Raw genomic sequence first — 21,418 nt, forward strand, 5'->3', positions numbered from 1 at the left:
TATGTAAATAATTTTTCGGTTGCGTTCGCAGCCTTTTTCATATATATTAAAAGCCATACAACGGGTGTATTCTTGAGTGTATGAGAAAAGGGATGTTTGAGATTGGGCAAAAACGCTCGAAAATGTTCTCAAAAAATTTCTAAAATCGCTAAAATTTCACAAAATAAGGCACCCAATCACAAGTCTCAACAAGGAGTCTTAGACATGAGATTGAATACCTTTGGCATCGCATGCAGCTCGCTTCTCATGGCAGCATCAGCATTCGCCGCCCTCCCCAAGGCAACCGCATTGGTCGAACCGATGGGCATGGGTTATAATATCGGCAACACCATGGAAGTGCCGGAAAATCCGACAGCATGGGGCAACCCGCTCCCGACCGCAGGCTACATCAAGGCCATCAAGGCAGCCGGTTTCAACACCGTGCGTATTCCTTGTGCCTGGTATTCTCATTCTGACGCTCTTACCCAAGACATCGCTGCAAACGGCGGTACCGCAGACAACAGCAACTACACCCACGTAAGCAAGGCCGCCAACTTTACCACACCGACTATTGACGCCGCTTGGCTCAAGCAGGTGAAGGACGTGGTGGACATGGTCATTGCCGAAGGCATGTACGTCGTCTTGAACTCTCACTGGGACGAAGGCTGGCTCGAAGACCGCGTTTACGAAGGCACCGCCAATCCGCGTAGCGGTTCCGGCAACATTGCCAACTCCTCCGCAACAGTCAAGGCACGCCAGGCTGCATTCTGGTATCAGATTGCAACATACTTCAAGGACTACGATGAGCACCTTCTCTTCGCAGGCGCCAACGAACCGGGCGTGAACGACCCGTGGGGTTCCAGCGGCCAGTGGGCGTTCGACAACTCCCGTATGCAGATTTTGAAGGGCTACTACGACGCATTCATCACTTCCGTTCGTAGCGCAGGCGGCAACAACGACACCCGCACCTTGATTGTGCAGGCTCCGCGTACCGAAATGGACAATGCTCCGATGCTCAGCACAAGCTGGCCGACCGACCCGGCTGGCGAAGGTTACATGATGGCCGAAGTCCACTACTACCCGTATCAGTACTCTCTCATGACCGCTGACGAAGATTGGGGCAAGCAGTTCTATTATTATACTGGTCTTCACAGCACGACCGATACAGAACACAACATGGGTTGGAACGTTTACAGCAAGAGCATCGACAATTCCGCTCTCGGCACTCCGAACCAGATTGCAAAGGCTTTCGGCGAACTCAAGACGATGTTCTGCGACAAGGGCATTCCTGTGATTATCGGCGAACTCGGTGCCATCAAGCGCACCGGTCAGATTACCGATGCCGCCAACCTCAAGCTCCACTTACAGGGCCGCGCCCTCTTCTACGGCGAAGTTGCCAAGAACGCTAAGGCAAACGGCATTGTTCCTTACGTTTGGGACACCGGCGCAGAAAACGACGGTAACATGACCATCATCACCCGTCAGAAGGGCACCTACTCCATTCTCGACCCGGATGTTTTGAACGCTATGCAAAAGGCATACGGCATGGAAGGCAACAACAAGAGCAACCTCGACAGCTTGGTTAAGGAAAACGAAGTTCCGGAAACCGCTGGCGGCAAGGCTGCCGAAATCACTTACAAGAGCGTAACATCCGACTCTAGCGAAACCGGCACTCTCCGCATCAACCTCTCCGGCACCGCCAAGGATCTTTCCAAGTACGTCGGTCTCGAAATTCGCATGAAGGGCTCCGTCGTTTCTGCAGGTCCTTGCACCAACGCCGCCAAGGATTGCGGCGAATACGGCTGGACTTCTATGGACCTCTTCATGATGACCGGCGGTTCATGGGCATGGTTTGACGCATCTCTCATGGCTCAAGCCGACAAGGAACTCGAAGAAAACTTCACGACATTCCAAGTCAAGTGGACCGACTTCCGTACTGAACCCACGGATCTCAACTCTGCAAACGCCATCGGTCTCAACCTCTATGGCACGCAAGTTTCTGGAACCATCACTATCGACTACATCAAGGGCATCAAGGCTGACGGTACAACTGAAATCATCGAAGACTTCGACAAGAAACCTTCTACCGAAGGCACCGCATCCGGCAAGGTTGTCGCCATCAGCGGTTCCACTGGAATCTGCATGCCGCACACCGCTACAGCACCGAAGATGCTCGTCAATGTGCAGCCGGGTTCTGTTTACGCCACATTCAACGCAAGCAAGGCCACTCGCGCAACCGCAATGCTCATGAATTCCATGGGCCAGGTCATCGCTCAAAAGAGCTTCGACACACACGCTGGCGCAAACGAAGTCCAGCTGAGCACAAGCGCACGCGGCGCTGCAGTCCTCATCGTCAAGATGGGCAGCCAGAAGAGCGTCAAGCAGATCAAGCTCCGCTAACTTAAAACCCCTTGCATGTTGGAGTGTTTACTGCAAGGGAATAACAGAGAGACCTATCTCCTGTTGTTTAGGGAAAGGGCCCGGCAATCGCCGAGCCCTTTTTTCTTTCCTCCTAACAACAAGACTAGAAATAGTACGATGAGATAGTTCTGATATTCAGGACTAAATCTCTATCATCCGGTGACTGCACTACAAACCTTACCGCAGACAAATGCTTTGAGGCAAATTCGCCAACAGTTCCTTCCAAATCATTCGAAGCGTCCTGTCCAGCAGGAAGTTCAAAATCACTCCAGCGGACACACTTTTCTCTCTCCGTTTCAGGCAAAAGAACATACGGTTTACTTCCAAGCACTACATTTAGCGAATCACCCATATCAAGCTCAACCTTTACAGAAACTTGAGTGAAATAAGCCAAGCACATGCCGCCCCAATTCGAGACATCTACAGGCACCGGGGTACTAGTGCTATCTTGATCCAGTTCAGTTCCTTCTCCAGCCAAGTTGAAACCAAACACAACATACGGATCACCAGCCATCGTTCCGCGTCTCAAATCCATACTACGGCATACTCCGAGACAATCGTCTACTAGCAATTCCAAAGTATCAGCATTCGTTCTACCAGAGTATTGTACAAAACTTTCCGACACAGATGAATTTCCACCCTTTTCAGCATCCGTTTCCACGAACCAAATACCATTAGCAGCGACATTTGCAGGCCAACTGTCACCACCAACATACAAGTCAGTACGGACTCGGGGCATTCCAAAAGTCGCACTCATGAGGTCGCCTTCACACATTTTCGAGCCCTTGCCCTCGCTTATACAGATAGGCAAATCCGTATTGCTCTTAAACTCTCTGAAGACACTCCCAATTGCGCCAATTCCAAAATTGTAGTTGCCCTCATCTGATTGAATTTTAAACTTCACGCCGACCAACCGCAGCGAAGCTTGTTCTCCCACATGCGATTTCCACTCATCTTCACTTTCCAAAGTATCAGCATTAGGATTGCGTTTATATTCTTTCAAGACCGCAGGCACATTTTCGAGCCCTTCCGGCAAACGGAAATCATTCCACGAAAGACAAGATTTTTCGATTGTCAAAGACTTGGAAAGTTTAGCAGCGGGCAAGTTATACTCCAAAAGCTCATTCAGATAATCGGGTAAAACAAGTTCTACCGAAATATCCGCCTCTGAATAATATTCCACACAAATTCCCCGCCAGTTCCAAACATCCACATATGTCGGGTTTCCTGCTTGATCCTTGGCAAGATTAAAGCCAACAGACACCGCAGGGAGATTTTCTGACGATCCTTTTTTCAAAGAGGCTCTACCACAAAGTCCTTTGCAAAATTCCACAACGCCAGCCAAAGAACTGTCTTCACCAAGCGAAACCGGCCAAACAATAGACGATTCTCCACCACGGGCTACATCCGTTTCCAAGAACCATCGACCGTCCTGCTCCATAGGCCTATACGAGTTCGCAGCTATTTTATCCTCTTCATAGACCGTATAAAGCAAAGACGGAACATTGTCTTTATCTTTCAGCGGGGTCCAAAGGCTACCATCACCCCCTTCTAACGTAAGCCAACTAGAAGGACTCGCTATCTGAGAGCTAGATGACGATTCCGGAATTTCGGCCACAGAGCTAGACGAAATATCCAGGCACCACGCATTCAACAGGTTTTGCGCCTTCGTTTCGACACGCTTGACATTGAACTTATATTCACCGGAATCGGCCTGTATTCTAAACTTTAACCCAACAAGCTGACTTGCCGATTTTTCGCCAAATTCTTCCCAGCCAACACATTTCGTTATTTCATTTCCATTATTAGACTTCGCTAGCGTTACAGACGGAAGTTCATCGCCAAGCACACGTCCAAGCGAGTCTCCCAAATCAAGCACAAGCAACGGATCCGCTTCAGACGTATACGTCATGCAAACACCATCCCAATTCAACGCATTGACAGGAACGGGTTTTCCATTTTTGTCTTTCGCAATCGCAAAACCAACGCCAGCAAACGGACTATCTGCCATCGAGCCTTTTTTCAAGACAGCCTTCCCGCACACGCCCTGACAGGACTCAATAACCGGAGACAGCGAGTCCACCCCACCAGCTAAATTCTGAGGCCATGAGATATACGACACGCCTCCTTTTTCAGCATCGCTATACGATTCCCAATACCAATGTCCATCGGCATCGACATCACTGGGCAAAGCTAGCACACTTGCCGCAAACCGGACTCGATAATCGCCTCTCAGCGGGTCCCACAAGACTCCGCCATCGGCTTGAACCGTATTCGGCTCAATCGACGTTCCTGATAAATTTTCTTCGGAGCACGCCATTGCAAGCATTGCAGCCCCGCATGCCATATAAATTTTCTTGTTCATCTCATTCCTCCTCTTTTTTCGCCACTTCTTTCGAAAGCGGGAATAGTTGTAAATTCAATCTGTAAACTTGAGTGATATCATTGCATTCGTCAGCAATCGCCGTGATTTTCTTGCGGCATTCCTCAAGTTCGAGCACGATGCGTTCATAAGCTTCACGGTCTATGCCCATCGTAATTCCCGTAACGTTTCGCACGTCCGGTGTAAAGCGATTCAGAGAATCCACCGCCAAGTTGCCCATCGCACGGTGCATCGAACGAATTGCCAAAGGCAAGCCCTCTTTGGAGCCTTCCACGGACTTTTCCGTTTGCACATAAACGTTTTCTTGAACCTGCTTAAGGAACCCAGCGCGTTCAAGAAATTGCAACGACCTGCGGACATCTAGCGCCGAAACATCTTGAGCACACGCTTTTGCAATATCGCCCGGCATGGCTCCCGGCATCAAAGGCGCCAATTCGCGCACCACCGGATTTTTCCAAGTATCGTAATACTCGAAAGCATCCTTATCAATAATGCGAACCTTATGATCGAGCGCAATCGAATGCATTTGTTCTAAGAACTTTTTCTTAGCCTCATCCGTTTTGGCGTTACCAAACTGGACCATCGCCTCGAAATAAGTGACCTCATGACCAACAAGACCTATAGCCTTAGCGACACGGCCCATGGTCACTTTGCTAAGGTTTGTCTTTCCACCGCAAACGTCCTTGAGATACGATGGCGAAACGAAACCCGCAATTTTGGCAAACTCACGCCAAGAAAACGCCGAAGTGCGCTTGCGTTCCTCGTAGTAGTCGCTCAGAAAAGTGTGATAATCTTGGTATTCAATTATTGGTTTCATATAAAAAAATATAAGTTCACTTATTCACAAAGTCAATAATTTAGAGTACATTTTCTTTTATTTTTATAAAATTTTAGCATTTTTACAAAGACATAAAACAATATTTTAAGCCATATAGTACACCCCGTACTGTATATGAAAAAACGCCGCAGTTTTACCTACGGCGCTCTTAAAATTGACGATTTTTTCAGTTACTGATCGGCAGGACCCGCTGCATAACCGCTCCCTGAATTATAAGCTGATATTGATTGCACGTTAAAATAATAGCCGCCTTCTTGGGGTTTATCCTGTAATCTAAACCTTACACCAACAAGCTGCTTAGCCGCCTTAACCCCTGTATCTTCTTTCCAACCGTAATCATCACCTTTAAACCAAGACGCTATTTTAAAGGAACTCCACGGAATGCATTTTATAGCATGCGCAAAAGCAGACTTCGGCAAACTTGCTGTAGGCACAGCACCATTCAACACCTTCATATTGATTGAATCACCCAAATCCAATTCTAGTGCAGGCGCAACATAAGACGTATAAACGATACAAATACCACCCCAGTTCGAAACATCAACAGGAACCGGATTGCCTGAGCTATCCCTCGCAAGCGTAAAGCCCACCGATACAAAAGGATGATACGTCAATGAGCCTTTATCCAAAACAGCCGTACCACAGATTCCTTGACAATATTCATTAACCGTAGCCATCGAATCCACACCATCTGAAAATTCCACCGGCCAAACGATAGAAGATTTCCCGCCATCCTCACTATCCGTTTCCATAATGCGCCAAGCACCATCAGCAACTACATTTTTCGGCCACGAAAATTCAGCACACGTCTCAACAGGAACACGCACACCGTCCTCCTCATCAGATCCATACCAATGCAACCCCCAGCATTCACTGGCAGAAGACTTTGCAAGCGAACTAGACGATGAATTGAATAGCAAACTAGAAGAAGAGTAGGCAAGCGAACTTGAAGAAACACCATCGCTAGATAAAAGCCCAAACGACGAACTTGAAGATCCAGGAACAGCGGAACTCGAGGATTCAACAACCGCTGAACTTGAGGACTCTACAATCGCAGAACTCGATAAACCTTCGACAAAAGAGCTTGAAGAGCCCACTAATACAGAACTAGACGAATCAAGTGCAACGGGTTGCGCCACAGCATTGGCACTACTATCATCAAAACAGGCCGTAAAGGCTAACGCCGTAAAAGCAGCCAAGCCACAATAAAAGTTCTTTTTCATCCTTCATCTCCTTTTATGCATAATATACACAAAAAGAGTACAAACGAATTAAACAAATTAAAAAATCGCCGCAGTTTTACCCACGGCGACTTTTAAAATGTTACGAGATGCGCCCGCACAATGGCGAGCGGGAATCGCGACTTACCAGATCTTGTCGAACTTCTTCTTGTTCTTTTCTTCGTCCTTCTTTTCCTGAACGATGGCGTCGATAACAGCAGCCACCGTGAGGTTAAAGATATCGTGGACAGAAGCGTCGGAGTCGGTGAAGTGAACCGGCTTGTTCAAGCCCATCTGCACAGGACCGATAGATTCGCCAACGCCCATTTCCAAGAGCATCTTGCAAGTGGTATTTGCAGAAGAGAGGCACGGGAAGATGAGCGTGTTGACGGTCTGGCCCTTGATCTTGTTGAACGGGTACTTCGTATCGCGAAGATCCTTGTCGAGAGCCACGTTCACCTGCATTTCGCCATCGAGAACGTAGTCCGGATACTGTTCGTGAATCGTCTTCACGGCTTCGCGGACCTTGTTCACGGTGCCACGAGCGGCTTCCTTGTCGCTACCGAAGTTTGCATAGCTGAGCATAGCCATCACCGGTTCGTGAGCGAAGAAGCGGACTGCGTCGTGCGTGAGCTTCACGATATCGACGAGCGTTTCTGCATCCGGGTCGCGGTTCACAAGCGTATCGGCCAAGAAGAACGTACCCTTCTTAGTGCTGAGGATATGCATAGCACCGAAGTGCTTGTATTCCGGACGGATACCGATAATTTCCTTAGCAAGTTCAATCGTTTCAGAGTACTTGGAATAGCCACCGGAAATGAGAGCATCGGCATCGCCGACCTTCACCATCATCATACCGAAGTGGTTCGGTTCGAACATATCGTCGCGGGCTTCTTCGAAGGTCACGCCATTGCGGCCGTTTTCTTCAGCATAAATTGCAGCGTAATTGCGGCGGCGTTCGAATTCTTCCGGAGAACGCGGGTTCACAATCTTGATGCCCGTGAGGTCGAGCTGTTCGCGCTGGGCGATCATCTGGATGCGTTCCGGGTTGCCAAGCATAATCGGGTGTGCAATGCCTTCGGCCTGAGCCTGGACAGCGGCCTTGAGCATGTTGAGGTTGCTTTCGGCAAACACGACGCGCTTCGGGTTGCTGCGGGCGGTATCGCTGAACTGACGGATGAGCTTGTTGTCATAACCCATCATGTCGCGGAGGCGATCATAGTAAGCGTCCCAATCCGTAATCGGCTTGCGGGCCACGCCACTTTCAATAGCGGCCTTGGCAACAGCGATAGAAACTTCCGTGAGGAGGCGCGGATCGAGCGGCTTCGGAATCAAGTATTCCTTGCCAAACGTGAAGCGCTGTGAGTTGTATGCAATGTTCACCACATCCGGAACCGGCTTGTGAGCGAGAGCGGCAATCGCGCGAACTGCAGCGTGCTTCATGTGTTCGTTAATCGTCGTTGCACGCACGTCGAGAGCGCCACGGAAGATGTACGGGAAACCGATAACGTTGTTCACCTGGTTCGGATAGTCGCTACGGCCCGTTGCAAAGATGAGGTCGCCACGGCTTGCCATGGCTTCTTCGTAGCTGATTTCCGGAGTCGGGTTTGCAAGAGCAAAGACAATCGGCTGGTCGGCCATGCTGCGGACCATTTCGCGAGTAAGGATGTTACCCTTGGAAAGGCCGACGAACACGTCTGCGCCCTTCATGGCATCTTCGAGCGTTTCGATATCGGTGCGTTCCGTTGCAAAGAAAGCCTTTGCTTCGGTGAGGCCCTTGCGGTCCTTGCGGATAACGCCCTTGCTATCGCACATCACAAGATTTTCTTTCTTGAGACCGAGAGACAGATAAAGTCTCGTGCAAGCGCAAGCGGCAGCGCCTGCGCCGTTCACAACCATCTTCACGTTGCGAATGCTCTTGCCTGCAACTTCGATTGCGTTCAAGAGGCCTGCAGAAGAAATGATAGCCGTACCGTGCTGGTCATCGTGCATCACCGGAATATCGAGTTCAGCCTTGAGCGTGTCTTCGATTTCAAAGCATTCCGGAGCCTTGATGTCTTCGAGGTTGATGCCACCAAACGTCGGGGCTATGCCCTTCACGATTTCGATAAACTTCTTCGGGTCCTTTTCGTTGATTTCGATGTCGAACACGTCAATGCCCGCATAAATCTTGAAAAGCAAGGCCTTGCCTTCCATCACCGGCTTACCAGCGAGTGCGCCAATATCGCCGAGACCAAGCACAGCCGTACCGTTACTAATCACAGCGACGAGGTTGCCCTTGCCCGTGTATTCGTAAGCGAGGTTCTGGTCTTTTTCGATTTCAAGACACGGTGAAGCCACGCCCGGCGTGTATGCAAGGCCCAAGTCCGTCTGCGTGCTGTGCGGCTTGGTAGGCACGATTTCGATCTTGCCTGGCTTGCCCATGGAATGGTATTGGAGAGCCATTTCCTTTAAGTCTTTTCCCATTTCGTTCTCCTGTGAGTCATAACATTATTTTCGCACGAAATTTAGAAAAATTTACACAACAATAAAAGGGTGCTAAAATTGCGTTTTTTGTTACATTTTTACCCAAATTTGCTATAGTTAAGCCGCAAATAAAACTTTTAGCTCCCATACGACGCGCGTATTACAAAAAATGAAACAAAATATCAAACAGACTGTTCTCGAAAACGGAATTACCATTCTAACGGATTACATGCCGCACGCCTATTCGGCAGCCGTCGGTGTTTGGGTCCCGCGCGGGAGTCGCCACGAAGCAAGCGATGAATTCGGGCTCAGCCATTTTTACGAGCACCTCGTTTTCAAGGGAACAGAGAACCGCACCGCACTCGAAATTGCACACGCCATCGAAGACCGCGGCGGAAATCTCGAAGCGTACACGACACGCCAGGAAACGGGCTTTTACGCACAAGTCGAAAGCAGCGACATGCCACTAGCCATCGACGTGATTTCGGACATGCTCATGCACCCGCGCTTCGACAAGAAAGAAATGGAAAAGGAGCGCCACGTCATCATCGAGGAAGTCCATAGCTACGATGACATTCCCGAAGAACTCGTGGGCGACATCTTCAACGCCATTCACTTTAAAGGCTGCGGACTCGCACACTCCATCACCGGGAACGTGAAGCAAGTCCAATCCCTCACGCGCAAGCAAATGCTCAAGTACGGACATCAAGTCACCGACGAAATCCCGCTTTATGTTTGCGCATCGGGCAAAGTCAAGCACGAAGAACTCGTAGAACTTTGTGCTAAAAAATTTGAACAAAAAAAGATTAACGGAATTACGCCCGAAGACATCTACACGCCGAATCAAGGCATCAAGATTGTACAGAAAAGTGACATCACGCAATCGAACCTTTTCTGGGGTTTAAGCTTTGACCGCTCGCAGATGAGCGATCGCGACCGCAGCGCATTCTCGCTTTTCAACGTGGCGATGGGTGCAGGCATGGCATCGCGCTTGTTCCAAAAAATCCGCGAAGACAAAGGTCTTGCCTACTCCGTGTACTCTACAGCAGACCTTTACAAGGATTGTGTAGACTGGGGCATTTCGCTTGCTACCGAACCGCACCAGCTCAAGACCGCCCTTGCGCTTTCCATCGCCGAAGTCAAAAAATTTCTGCGTCACGGGTTCATCAAGGATGAACTCGAACGCACCAAGACGAATATCCTCGGCGGACTCCACCTCGGTGCAGACAGTCCCGAAAAGCGCGTGATTCGCATGGCAGAACAGACGCTCCACCTCGGCGAGTTCCACACCATGGAATACGCCGAAAAGCAAATACGTTCCATTACCGAAGACGAAGTCCTCGCAACAGTCAACCGCCTACTCAGCACGGCAAAATATTCCATCGCTATAGTCGAACCCAAGAGCAAAAAGAAGACCGTCCTCGACGTGGATTTATTCTAAATTTATCATAGACTATACTTTATTTATACAAATAAGAGTTCTATGAAAAAATTCATTATAGCGATTGGTTTGGCGGCATTTACAGTAATCGGATGCGATAGTGGTTCATCATCTACAGAGCCAAATACTGACGACCCAGTTGTGGAATCTTCTTCTGCTAAGAGAAGTTCGTCGAGTTCGGTAAAATCGAATAAATCAAGTAGCAGTAGCGAAAAGAGGGAATCTTCGAGTAGTTCTTCCAATGGAAAGTCGAAGTCTAGTTCCAGCAAGACTGTTGCAAAATCCAGCAGCAGTCAGCAAAATGGGTCCGGATTCACCGTAAATGAAACCTGTACTGAATCGGGGGCCTGCGACGCCATGGTCAAGTCAGACATAAGTACATGGCATTTTGTCCGCAAAGACGACTTCGGCGATGACGCCGAATACACCTACAAAGCCGATGGCCGAGATTTGATTGTGACCATTAAGAGCGCTGACGGTTCTACAAGTTCCAATACATATACAATGTACAATATGGAATCCGAAGTTGGTGTAGAAATGGCATTCAACGCCGCGAAATCTACCTGCAATAGCGGCGATGGAAACAACAATGTGGTAAAGACCTGTGTGATTGACACCGTTTACTTGTCTAGTTCGTCCAGCTCGGATGGCTGGAGCTGGGATGTGCCGAAGGAACAACGCCTAAATCCAGAAATCGCCTACGGAACTATGACCGATCCTCGAGATAACAAAGAATACAAAACAATAAAGATAGGCAACCAGACCTGGATGGCGGAGAACTTGAATTACTATGACAAAGAAAACCCTAGTCTGAAGTCCAAGAGTTGGTGTCAAGGCAAGCCAAATGGAGACCATGACGCCAATGGAGAAAATGCAGCTACCTGCGAAGTGACAGGTCGCCTTTACTCTTGGGCAGCAGCAATCGACTCGGCAAAACTTTATACTGACAAGTCGCTCGATTGTGGAGACGGCAAGGAATGCATCTTGCCTGTGACCGTACAGGGAATCTGTCCTGACGGTTGGCATTTGCCAGACACCTCAGAATGGAGAACTCTATTCAACGCAGTAGGAGGTCAATCGATAGCAGGCAAGTTTCTCAAGTCGCAAACAGGCTGGATTAACAAAGGTAATGGCACAGACGCATTCGGCTTTTCCGCATTGCCCGCAGGCAGAAGGTATCTCTTTAAAAGTTTCGATGGTGACGACTACAACACTTTCAATTATGTCGGCGAAATTGCATTTTTTTGGACTTCCTCCGAGATGCACAATAAAGGATCCGCATACAGAATATATTTGAGCGATGATAGCGACTTTGCAAGCCGAGATTTCAGTGGTGCTAAATTAGGACATTCAATTCGTTGTCTCAAGGACGATTCTTCGTCATTTATCCCTCATGTAGAGCCCTGTAAGACCGAAGACGCGGATAATTGCAAGCATGGAACATTGACTGACTCCCGCGACGGACAGACTTACAAAACAGTCGTTATCGGCACTCAGACTTGGATGGCGGAAAATCTCAACTATGCGGTCACAGGCAGTCCCTATAACTACCATTATGGAGATTACACCTCTGATTCCACTAGCTGGTGCTATAAAAATGACGAAACCAACTGCACCAAGTACGGTCGCCTTTACAGATGGACTTCTATAATGGATAGCGCAGGCACATGGTCTACGAGCAGTAAGGGTTGCGGATTCCAAACAGAATGCAAGCAGACTTATCCAGTGCAAGGAGTTTGTCCCACCGGCTGGCATATACCCACGCTGGAAGAGTGGAACATTTTATTCACTGCAATCGGCGGAGCACCTACGGCGGGCAAGAAACTGAAATCAACTAATGGTTGGTCGGAAAATGGCAACGGCACGGATGATTACGGTTTTTCAGCGTTGCCAGCCGGCCTCAGAACGCGCTTTGGGTATTTCGAAAGCGAAGGCCGTAACGAGTATTTCTGGAGTTCTACGGAGGACGGCAGAAACGACGCGTATTATATTTATTTGAAGTCAAACTCTGACGAAGTGTATTGGACAGTAAAGAAGTTCCAATCATTAGACACCAAAAACAACGGTTTTTCAGTTCGTTGTCTCAAAGACTGATAGGGTGAAAGCCATGTCAAAGCGGTCGCCAGGTTTGCCTGAGCGACTTTTTTATATCAGGTTTTTAGGGAAACAAAGCAAAAAGCGCCCCGCCTTTTCGGGCGGAGCGCAATTTCTCGCGTTTGTTTAGCTATAAGTTAACTTAAACTTGCGTCTAAATTAAGCAGCCTTCACAATTTCCACAACCTTGGCGAAAGCTGCCGGATCGGCAACTGCCAAATCAGCGAGAACCTTGCGGTTCATGTTGATGTTAGCCTTGGAAAGCTTGTAAATGAACTGGCTATAGCTGATGCCGAATTCACGAACAGCAGCGTTCAAGCGAGTGATCCACAGAGAGCGGAAATCACCCTTCTTGTCGCGGCGGTGTGCATAGGCATACTGACCAGCGTGGGCAACGGCGTCAATAGCAAGGCGAAGGTTCGACTTGCGGCGGCCATAGTAACCCTTGGCGGCCTTGAGGATTTTTTTGCGGCGTTCGCGGGAAGGAACTCTAGTTTTTGCGCGTGGCATTCTTACTCTCCTTATGCTACGACAAGCAGACGCTTGACATGATAGGTATCGACTTTCTTAACGAGAGCGCCCTTACGAAGGTTACGCTTACGCTTAGTGTTCATCTTAGCTTGAATGTGGCGCATACCAGCGCGCTTGAACTTGACATGGCCGGAACCAGTCACGCGGAAGCGCTTCTTAGCACCGCTGTGAGTTTTCATCTTAGGCATTTTTACCTCGTAGGTTAATAGTTAAGCCTCACCTGCTGCCTTTGGCTCGGTTACGGGCTTCGGTGCCTGGTCTTGTTTCTTACCGGCACCACGTTTTGGACCGTAGATAGAAAGCATTGTGTTGCCTTCCACCCGCGAATCCATTTCCAAATCGCCAAACGGGGCCAAGTCTTCCTTGGCGCGTTCCATAAGGCGCTTGCCGTAGTCCATGTGCGCCATTTCGCGTCCACGGAACTGCATGATAAGCTTTACCTTCATACCGTCCTGCAAGAACTCGCCAGCCTGCTTGATGCGGTACTGGTAGTCATTCTCGGCAGTCTTCGGGTGCATCTTGATTTCCTTGAGCTTCACCACGTGCTGCTTGGCCTTTGCGGCCTTAGCCTTCTTCAGTTGTTCGAACTTGTACTTGCCGTAGTTGATGATGCGGCAGACAGGCGGCTTAGCATTCGGGGAGACTTCCACAAGGTCCAGTCCGGCGTCTTTCGCCATCTGCAATGCCTTGCTCGTCTCGATGATGATAGCTTCGCCATCTTCTTTCACGAGACGAATCGGAGAGATATGGATATCTTCGTTGATACGGGTCCCATCGCTGGGACGGTTGGGCATGCGACGATCGCGCGGATTAGGGAACAAGTATGCTACCTCTGATATGATTGTTTGTTAATGCGAGCGTAAATTTAGAATTTTTTTCATATTTTTCCAACAACTTTTTTAAGAACCCCTTTAAAAAGCGCAATATTTTTGTATAATTGTCCATGCTCGCGGCGGTAGCTCAATGGTAGAGCCTTAGCCTTCCAAGCTAATGGTTGCCGGTTCGATCCCGGTCCGCCGCTCTTAGACCTCCCTTCGGGAGGTCTTTTTTTGTGCCAACTTCACCCCTAAAATCCCAAGTGCAAAAAAAAATCGCCCCATCCATATTAAGGAACAGGGCGTCGTAGTTCACTTCCAACGAATATTCAGTCGGCGTTTACTCAACGCACAATCCGTCAAGTACGAATCAATCAAAGTCTGGTAAGGGATGCCGACTTCTTTTGCCATCGCTTTAAAATATTCAACAGTACCCGAATTCAAACGAATCGTTATCTGTTTTTTCAATGCAGTTGCATAAGGATTCCTGACAGCCTGCATTTTTGCAAAATCATATTCTTTTTTCATAAGCAATCTCCTTCATTCCAAAATATCCTTTTCTATTAAAAGGGGCAAGTCTTCCCCTAATTACAGCCCCGGCGTTCCCTCAGCAACCTAAAGTACATCGACGGGCCCACCGGGTCTTCCATTACCCTTTCGCCTAGGGGCTCCGCCCCTAAAACCCCACAAAAAAATCGCCCCGTCCATATGATGGAACAGGGCATCAGCTTTCAATTTTTAAGTAGCAGGACTATTCGTCCTTGACACAACGGACACTCATCATGCTTTTTTTATAACCATTCGTAATCCATGCGTATGCACCACTCCCCACCACCAAATGACGCCCCGTAACCTCCCAAAAATAAGCATAAAAACCACTCGCATCAAATTTTAAATAACCTTCTTGAGCATCCCACCATCCCGCAGGCAACATAGAAAAGCCAAAAGCATCATCGAAATTTTGAGTCCCAGAATCCGACCAACCTGTTCGAGATTTGAGAAATTCAGCGCCACGCACATTCGCCCAAGTTCCACGACCACCTCCCACAGCAACCAAAAGATTTATCCATTCCGTCGTGTCAGGAAGATGCCAACCTTTAGGACACACTCCTTGAGTCTTGGCTGAAACATCGCAAACGGTAACGGTTCGTTCACAATAAGCCAATTTTTCCGCCAAATCAGGCCTAGCAACAGAATCAAATGCAGCAGCCCAAGTATAAAGTCGACCAGCCACTTCGCAATACTCATCTTTATTATCATAGCACGAGCTTCTACCCTTAAGGCTTGGCGTTTTTATACTGTCCGAATAATTCAAGTTTTCCGCCATCCACACTTGTTCGCCAATCTTCACTGTTCTATAAACACGCCCATCTCGATCGTCTATCATGGAGCCATACTTTACTTCAGGATTAAAACGAATTTCTTTCGAAACATTCCAATCCCAATTTGTAATATTTTTCCACTCCTGATTTGAACAATAATATTTATACATAGGCAACGGTGATGGACCAGAATAAGACACAGGACGCCCCTCAGCAATTTGCCCCTCGTTATTAGCCATACACGCCAAACCTACAGACCGTTCATCGTCAGCAGCCTCAACAAACTTTCCCGATTTACAAACATAATATCCAGAACTGAATTCAGAACCTTTAACAACAAGCCCTTCAACACACTCCAAACCATAAGTATGTATTTCGAATTCATTCGCTGTACGAAACCTTCCCGATTCGCATGTATACCTGTTATATTTATTTACATTACCTGCAACCGTTTGCCCTTCAACGCATTCAAAACCATAAGTATCAATTTCAATTTTATTCGCCTCACGGAACTTTCCCAATTCGCATGTATACTTATTTTCTTCATTCACTCTACCAGCAACGGTCCGTCCTTCAACGCAATCCAAGCCATAAGTATCCCGTTCAATGGAATTTGCCTCACGGAATTTTCCTGATTCACACACATACTTATTACTATCAATAACATTCCCACATACGGCTCGTCCATCGTCGAGACATTCCAAGCCATAGGTATCATACTCTAATACAGTCGCTTTGGTCCAAGATTTCGACTTGCAAATTTTATAAACAGAACCTATTAACGCAAGGTAGCCTTCATGCTCCCGATCACACTCTGGCAAAACTTCCGTTGTATCCTTCACGCAAGTCTTTATTTTCTTGTCGTTTCCGCCACCGTCCTTGCAGGTGGACTTCGCAGCATTGAAAGCCATTTCAACACCCACTTCAGACTCCATATTATACATGGAATAAGTCTTAGAATCTACCGAGCCATCAGCACTCTTAATGGTTACAATCAAATCGCGACCGTCAGCCTTGTAAGTGTATTCAGCATCATCGCCAAAATCATCCTTGCGCACAAAATGCCACGTGCCGACATCATTCTTATCCATTGCGTCGCAGGCTCCCGTTTCAGAACATCTTTCGTTCACTTTGGTTTCGGGTTCAAGGATTTCTGTGGGGCGCGAGCTGCTAGACATTACACTGCTACTCGACTGTTCCACCGCACTACTCGATGACGAAGATACCTTCTCAGAAGAAGACGAGGAAGACTTACCAGAAGACGAGCTATTTCCTTTACTAGACGAAGAACTCTTACCCTTCGCACTCGATTTCGGTTGGTCGTAAGATTCGAACCATTCTTCGCCATCGCATTCGTAATTTTTACCCAAGCTTTTCACGAATACTTTTCCGCCAATGACAGACATGTTGCATTCGTAAGTTTCGAGTTCAGCTTTATCAGCTACTTCATCGGGCAACAAACTTGCAGAAGACGACTTGTCGTCGCCGCATGCATAAAACGACATAATTGTCGAAACAACAGAAAAAATTCCTACAACACGCCTAAAATTCACAACTCACTCCTTTTTCATTTGTACAAATAATACAAAATAATTAAAGGAGGAACAAGGTAAAACACGCTCTAAAGCAATTCAATTTCGCCCTTAAGGGGTCCTCCCCCAAGAGCACAACTGTCACTGGATCCTTCGGCTACGTTGCACTCCGCTCAGGATGACTCGTTTACCTCATTGCTCATGCCTCAAAGGGGCGTAGTCCCGACCTCACGCCTCATACCTACTGTTTACTAACCACTAATCACTCCCATATAGCATAAAAATAGACTTTAAACTTTCCGGGAACTTTTTAAATTTGAGGGTAGAAAAAGAGGATTTCATGTTTTTTGAACAAGCAATAGCCCATAACCTCCCGAATTATACGAAGGAATCGGATTCCGCTTACGGCGAAACCCTCGCTCCGCTCGATTACAAGGACGAACTCAAGGTCAAGAACGAAGCCATCCGCGAATTTTGGGAAGTCAACCGCCTTGCACGCGGTCCGCAGCCAATCGTGGCTAGCCCCATGCCGCGCAATTATCGCACGACGTCCAAGCGCCAAGTCGAAATGAAGCCGGGCGACCTCCGCTTTAACGAATACGATAGCATTTTGGAGCCCGAAGAACACAACGCCATTTACCGTCTGCTGTTCGACAAGCTCATCACGCCGGCATACAAGCCGCTCGCCTACGCGCTCAACTGGCTCATCATCCGCGGCACGTACAAGTACCGCATCGTGATTTTCAACGTAAAAAAGCTCGATGCAAGTATCGTGCGCAAGCTCAAGCAGATTTCCGAAGTCTTGCAGCAGAGCCCGTACCACGTGACCGCAGCACATGCCTACGTGGACCCGACAGGCTCCAACTACTATCTCGAAGCAAAGCGCCCGACAGACACGCTCAACTTCAAGCAGCTTTATGGTCCGCGCGAACTTTCGCTCGACCTCGGCCATTTCAGGCTCAAGTACCCGGTGACGGGCTTCAGCCAGATTAACGAAAGCCAGATCCACAACCTCATCAAGTCCGCAAGCCGTTTGCTCGGTCTTGAAAAGGGCGACCACTTCTTGGATCTTTACTGCGGTTACGGTCTCTTCAGCTTTGCACTCGGTGAAGCCGCCAAGTCCGTACTCGGTGTGGAATGGGAAGGCCCGTCCATTGATTGTGCAAAGGCATCCGCAAGATTCTTGAAGAAGAACTACAAGTTCATCGCCGGCAAGATTGACGAGACGTTTGTGCAAATGAGACTTCCGCGACCGATTCCTGGCGAACCGGAACGCATTTTGTTGGATCCGCCACGCAAGGGTACCGAACCGGGCGTCATCCGCGCTCTCGCGATGCGCAAGCCTGTGCGTGTGCTCCACATTTTCTGCGGCACCGACGAAATCCCAGGCGCTCTCGCCGAATGGGAACGTTACGGCTACCGTGTCAAGGAAGTGTTGCCGATGGACCTGTTCCCCGGCACGCCGCACCTCGAAACGCTCGTCGCACTAGAAAAGAAGTAATTGGTCAATAGTCATTAGTTATTAGCTTCATATTCGCGACTTCGTCGCCATACTTTAGACCATTAACTACTGACTAACAACTAGTAACCTACTTCAGCGTTTCCAAGAAGGCTTCTAGCCTTGCGCTGAACTGAGCAGCCCCCAAATAACTCACATGGTTGGGATTAAAAGCCATCGCGTCGGTATAGTCGTGATGGCCATCTTTATATTCATCGAAAATTACGATGCCCATCGCCTTAACCGCATCAATAATCTGGTGCGCCACCTCCCAACTCGGGCCATACGGGTCAAAAGCCCCCGTATCCTTATACCCCGGGTTGCGCGGCGGAATTGCAGCAATCAAAGTCACCCCACACGAATCCGCCAATCGCTTTAGAGATTCAAAAACCTTTAAGCTGTTCTGCACATTCGGAACACCAAACGGCATTGCCGAAATATCGACATTGACGACAGGAACGCCCCATTCACCAGACGGCAATAGGAAAGTTCCCTCAAGATACTGTTGCCCTAACAGAGCCATCGGATATTCCTGAGCCGCACTCAGTTCCGCAATTTCTTTCTGTGTCGCCTTAGACAAATGCAATTCATCATAAATCATCCCTGGAGAGCTATTGCGAAGTTGGCCCGTCATAGATTCATAATCTCGATACAAAAATCCCGGCGAAAGCTCCACGACAAGATATCTTATTTTAGGCGCATACGGTATAACATAATGATTTATCAGATATTCCGACAAATAAATATCAGTCATGCTCACGCCCATATTCAGCGCATTGAAAGGCTTTAAGGAATCTTCAATGACCGCATTCAAAAGCATTGAGCTTCCAAAAGTGATGACTTCGACATTTTCATTCTTTTTCCAGAACGACTGTAAACGCATCGCCAATTCAACAGAAGCAAACGGAAACGGTCCCTGGTCTTCGCTATTAAAATAAACACCGGCGCTATCCAGGTTTACAACAGGTTTAGCCACATTCGGATTATCCTGCCAGACCCACAAACATGGGTGCCACAGCTCCGCCCCCTCCACAAGAGGAACAATATTGCCGCTAACCAAGTCAATTAAAACAACCTTTTGATGATTTCCATTGTAATCCGTCAAAGTAGCCACCACCAAGTTGTTGGTGCCATCTTTCAAAATGCCGACAACCCATTCGGTATGGTCTAAAGTATATCCCGCAGGCGCAGGAATTGACTGCACCAACGTTCCCGTTCCATCCATAACAAGCATACGCTCATGGACTCCGTAATTAGCACCTACAAATTCACGACCCGCACTCCCTGCAAAATCGAGGAACAAGGTGCGATTGGTTCCGTCTTTCGCCAAAGACGCATTGCAAGCTTGTTCGCCATTGTACAAAATGACTTCGCCACTTGTAATACCATCAGACAATCGAGCACGCAATAACGGAGCTGAAGAAATCGCAAACAAATTATCCTTAGAAACACCACCATGATAGGCACCATCAAAAAGCTTTTCAGGAGTTCCAAACCGTCCATTAGAAAATTTGACTTGCCACGTACTTTCCTGGAGGAACTGATCACTCTTGTTGTTCCCCGCCGAAGTCACATAAACGATTACCGTATCGCCATTAGGGTTCACGCGCCAACGCGGAATCGCCGCATTTGCAACAGACAACATCACCAGATTGCTACCAGTTTCGTTCAAGTCTCGGACATAAACGGATGACTTTTTTGTAGACCCTTCCATGGACGTACTGAACGCCACATGATTACCATCTGGTGAAATCTCCGGATGGTACACTTCAATACCATCGTTAATTTGAACCACCTTTGGGGTCTTTGCAAAATTCACATAGACTAGCCCGCCCGTCATATCGTTTCTAAACACAAGCTTTGCCCTGTACGATTCCACAAGCTTCAGCATATCAGCAGTTTCTACCAATGGATTTATAGAAGCCGTCTCAGCCTCGCCATCTTCCGAGAACCACGTCACATCAGGAATTGCACCAAGCGCCAAACGGAATCCAAGATAATCGCCCTTTGTCGAGCTCAAAATCGGGTAAGTATCGCCTCTGCTGTATAAATTCATTGATGTCGGTGACATATAAAAACTGCCGCCTTTGACCACACAGGAGCCAATGGCATCGCCGTCTACAGAACCCGCAAAATTGCTAACGACCGTATCCTTAAAAGATGCAAAACGGTCATTGACCAGCTCAAGCATGTTCCCCGCCATGTCGCAGACACTCTTTTGCGCGTCCATCGAAGAGCAGACTGGATGCACCACGGAACCCGAATTTTCACCATTCCAGGATTGCGCCGGATTCCAGATTTCAGAAGCGACCAACACCCATTCCGCCTCGGTCGGCAACCTAAAACCATTCGCCTTCGGCTGGAACTTGAAATTCTTCATTTTCACGCAATGTCTTTCGGCATCTAATTCCATCGATGAGTATTTATAGGCGGTATCCATGCCGTTCAATTTGCTTAAGGCATTGGCATACAAAATCGCATCATAGAAAGTCACATTGGCGGCAGGCAAAGAATCTTGCAAGCACATCACGTTCAAGCCCGTCGCACCCGCCATTACATTGTTAAAATCTTTACAGATAACTTCGTGACGACCGATATAAAAATCATAGGTAAACTCCACCCCCATCTGTGGGCGTTCAAGCATTTTCGCCGATTGTATGTTCGTCCCCAAAAACGTTTTTTTACCAGTAGCGTGAACATAGACCAGCCCTCCAACGAGTCCTTCTTCCGGCTCAAGCATCGAAGTCGAAGTTTTCCCCAGACTATAAATACTAGGGTTTTCGTCAGCGCAAGAAACCGCCATAAACGTTGCCCAAAACGACAACAATAAAATTTGAATAATTTTCTCCATACCTTCAATATACTATTTTTTGCTTAC

The 21,418-nt window shown here is 48.1% G+C and carries 14 protein-coding genes and 1 tRNA gene; 5 read left to right on the top strand and 10 right to left on the bottom strand.

Translation table 11 applies throughout. The features are described from left to right. The first annotated feature begins 204 nt into the window (after window positions 1-204). Complete coding sequence (locus B9Y77_RS14795; RefSeq protein WP_085492214.1) at window positions 205-2,379, top strand: glycoside hydrolase family 5 protein; 2,175 nt, start codon at window positions 205-207, stop codon at window positions 2,377-2,379. A 124-nt stretch (window positions 2,380-2,503) separates the two neighbouring features. On the opposite strand, the gene B9Y77_RS14800 is transcribed toward B9Y77_RS14795, so the two are convergent. The 4 genes from B9Y77_RS14800 to B9Y77_RS14815 all read right to left on the bottom strand — a co-directional run bounded on the left by B9Y77_RS14800 (window position 2,504) and on the right by B9Y77_RS14815 (window position 9,307). After that, complete coding sequence (locus tag B9Y77_RS14800; RefSeq protein WP_085492215.1) at window positions 2,504-4,765, bottom strand: hypothetical protein; 2,262 nt, start codon at window positions 4,763-4,765, stop codon at window positions 2,504-2,506. A 1-nt stretch (window position 4,766) separates the two neighbouring features. Then, entirely contained in the window at window positions 4,767-5,600 is an 834-nt protein-coding gene (locus B9Y77_RS14805; protein ID WP_085492216.1) for a TIGR02147 family protein, read from the bottom strand. A 191-nt stretch (window positions 5,601-5,791) separates the two neighbouring features. After that, window positions 5,792-6,844, bottom strand: coding sequence for a hypothetical protein (locus B9Y77_RS15830; protein WP_139829336.1), 1,053 nt, complete (start codon window positions 6,842-6,844; stop codon window positions 5,792-5,794). Window positions 6,845-6,985: 141 nt separating this feature from the next. Further along, window positions 6,986-9,307: an NADP-dependent malic enzyme gene (locus B9Y77_RS14815; RefSeq protein ID WP_014545550.1), complete on the bottom strand. Its 2,322-nt coding sequence runs from the start codon at window positions 9,305-9,307 to the stop codon at window positions 6,986-6,988. Between the two features lie 169 nt (window positions 9,308-9,476). Here B9Y77_RS14815 and B9Y77_RS14820 point away from each other — a divergent pair, with 169 nt between their 5' ends. Further along, window positions 9,477-10,748, top strand: a complete 1,272-nt coding sequence (locus tag B9Y77_RS14820) for a M16 family metallopeptidase (RefSeq protein WP_085492218.1) — start codon at window positions 9,477-9,479, stop codon at window positions 10,746-10,748. A gap of 42 nt (window positions 10,749-10,790) precedes the next feature. Further along, window positions 10,791-12,842 (top strand): fibrobacter succinogenes major paralogous domain-containing protein, encoded by a 2,052-nt coding sequence (locus B9Y77_RS14825; protein ID WP_085492219.1) that lies wholly within the window; start codon window positions 10,791-10,793, stop codon window positions 12,840-12,842. Window positions 12,843-13,001: 159 nt separating this feature from the next. Here the strand turns inward: B9Y77_RS14825 and rplT are convergent, their stop codons facing one another. Genes rplT through infC form a run of 3 tightly spaced genes read right to left on the bottom strand, consistent with a single transcriptional unit; the run spans window position 13,002 to window position 14,167 of the window. Next, window positions 13,002-13,352, bottom strand: coding sequence for a 50S ribosomal protein L20 (gene rplT / locus B9Y77_RS14830; RefSeq protein ID WP_014545552.1), 351 nt, complete (start codon window positions 13,350-13,352; stop codon window positions 13,002-13,004). A gap of 11 nt (window positions 13,353-13,363) precedes the next feature. Then, window positions 13,364-13,561 carry a 50S ribosomal protein L35 gene (gene rpmI, locus B9Y77_RS14835; protein WP_014545553.1) on the bottom strand — a complete coding sequence of 66 codons (198 nt, stop codon included), beginning with the start codon at window positions 13,559-13,561 and terminating at the stop codon, window positions 13,364-13,366. Window positions 13,562-13,582: 21 nt separating this feature from the next. After that, complete coding sequence (gene infC / locus B9Y77_RS14840; protein ID WP_014545554.1) at window positions 13,583-14,167, bottom strand: translation initiation factor IF-3; 585 nt, start codon at window positions 14,165-14,167, stop codon at window positions 13,583-13,585. 155 nt (window positions 14,168-14,322) lie between these two features. Between infC and B9Y77_RS14845 the strand changes: the two genes are divergently transcribed. Further along, window positions 14,323-14,394, top strand: a tRNA-Gly gene (locus tag B9Y77_RS14845). Window positions 14,395-14,500: 106 nt separating this feature from the next. On the opposite strand, the gene B9Y77_RS14850 is transcribed toward B9Y77_RS14845, so the two are convergent. Together B9Y77_RS14850 and B9Y77_RS14855 are read right to left on the bottom strand one after the other, a co-directional pair. Then, entirely contained in the window at window positions 14,501-14,716 is a 216-nt protein-coding gene (locus tag B9Y77_RS14850) for a BrnA antitoxin family protein (RefSeq protein WP_085492220.1), read from the bottom strand. Between the two features lie 223 nt (window positions 14,717-14,939). Beyond that, window positions 14,940-17,063: a fibrobacter succinogenes major paralogous domain-containing protein gene (locus B9Y77_RS14855; RefSeq protein ID WP_139829337.1), complete on the bottom strand. Its 2,124-nt coding sequence runs from the start codon at window positions 17,061-17,063 to the stop codon at window positions 14,940-14,942. 319 nt (window positions 17,064-17,382) lie between these two features. Between B9Y77_RS14855 and B9Y77_RS14860 the strand changes: the two genes are divergently transcribed. Continuing rightward, window positions 17,383-18,543: a class I SAM-dependent RNA methyltransferase gene (locus B9Y77_RS14860; protein WP_073443357.1), complete on the top strand. Its 1,161-nt coding sequence runs from the start codon at window positions 17,383-17,385 to the stop codon at window positions 18,541-18,543. Between the two features lie 88 nt (window positions 18,544-18,631). Here B9Y77_RS14860 and B9Y77_RS14865 read toward each other — a convergent pair whose 3' ends face one another. Then, complete coding sequence (locus tag B9Y77_RS14865; protein ID WP_085492222.1) at window positions 18,632-21,391, bottom strand: TIGR02171 family lipoprotein; 2,760 nt, start codon at window positions 21,389-21,391, stop codon at window positions 18,632-18,634. Window positions 21,392-21,418: the final 27 nt, after the last annotated feature.

Origin of the sequence: Fibrobacter sp. UWB13 (assembly GCF_900177805.1) — a bacterium.
In the GTDB taxonomy this organism is placed as follows: Bacteria; Fibrobacterota; Fibrobacteria; order Fibrobacterales; family Fibrobacteraceae; genus Fibrobacter.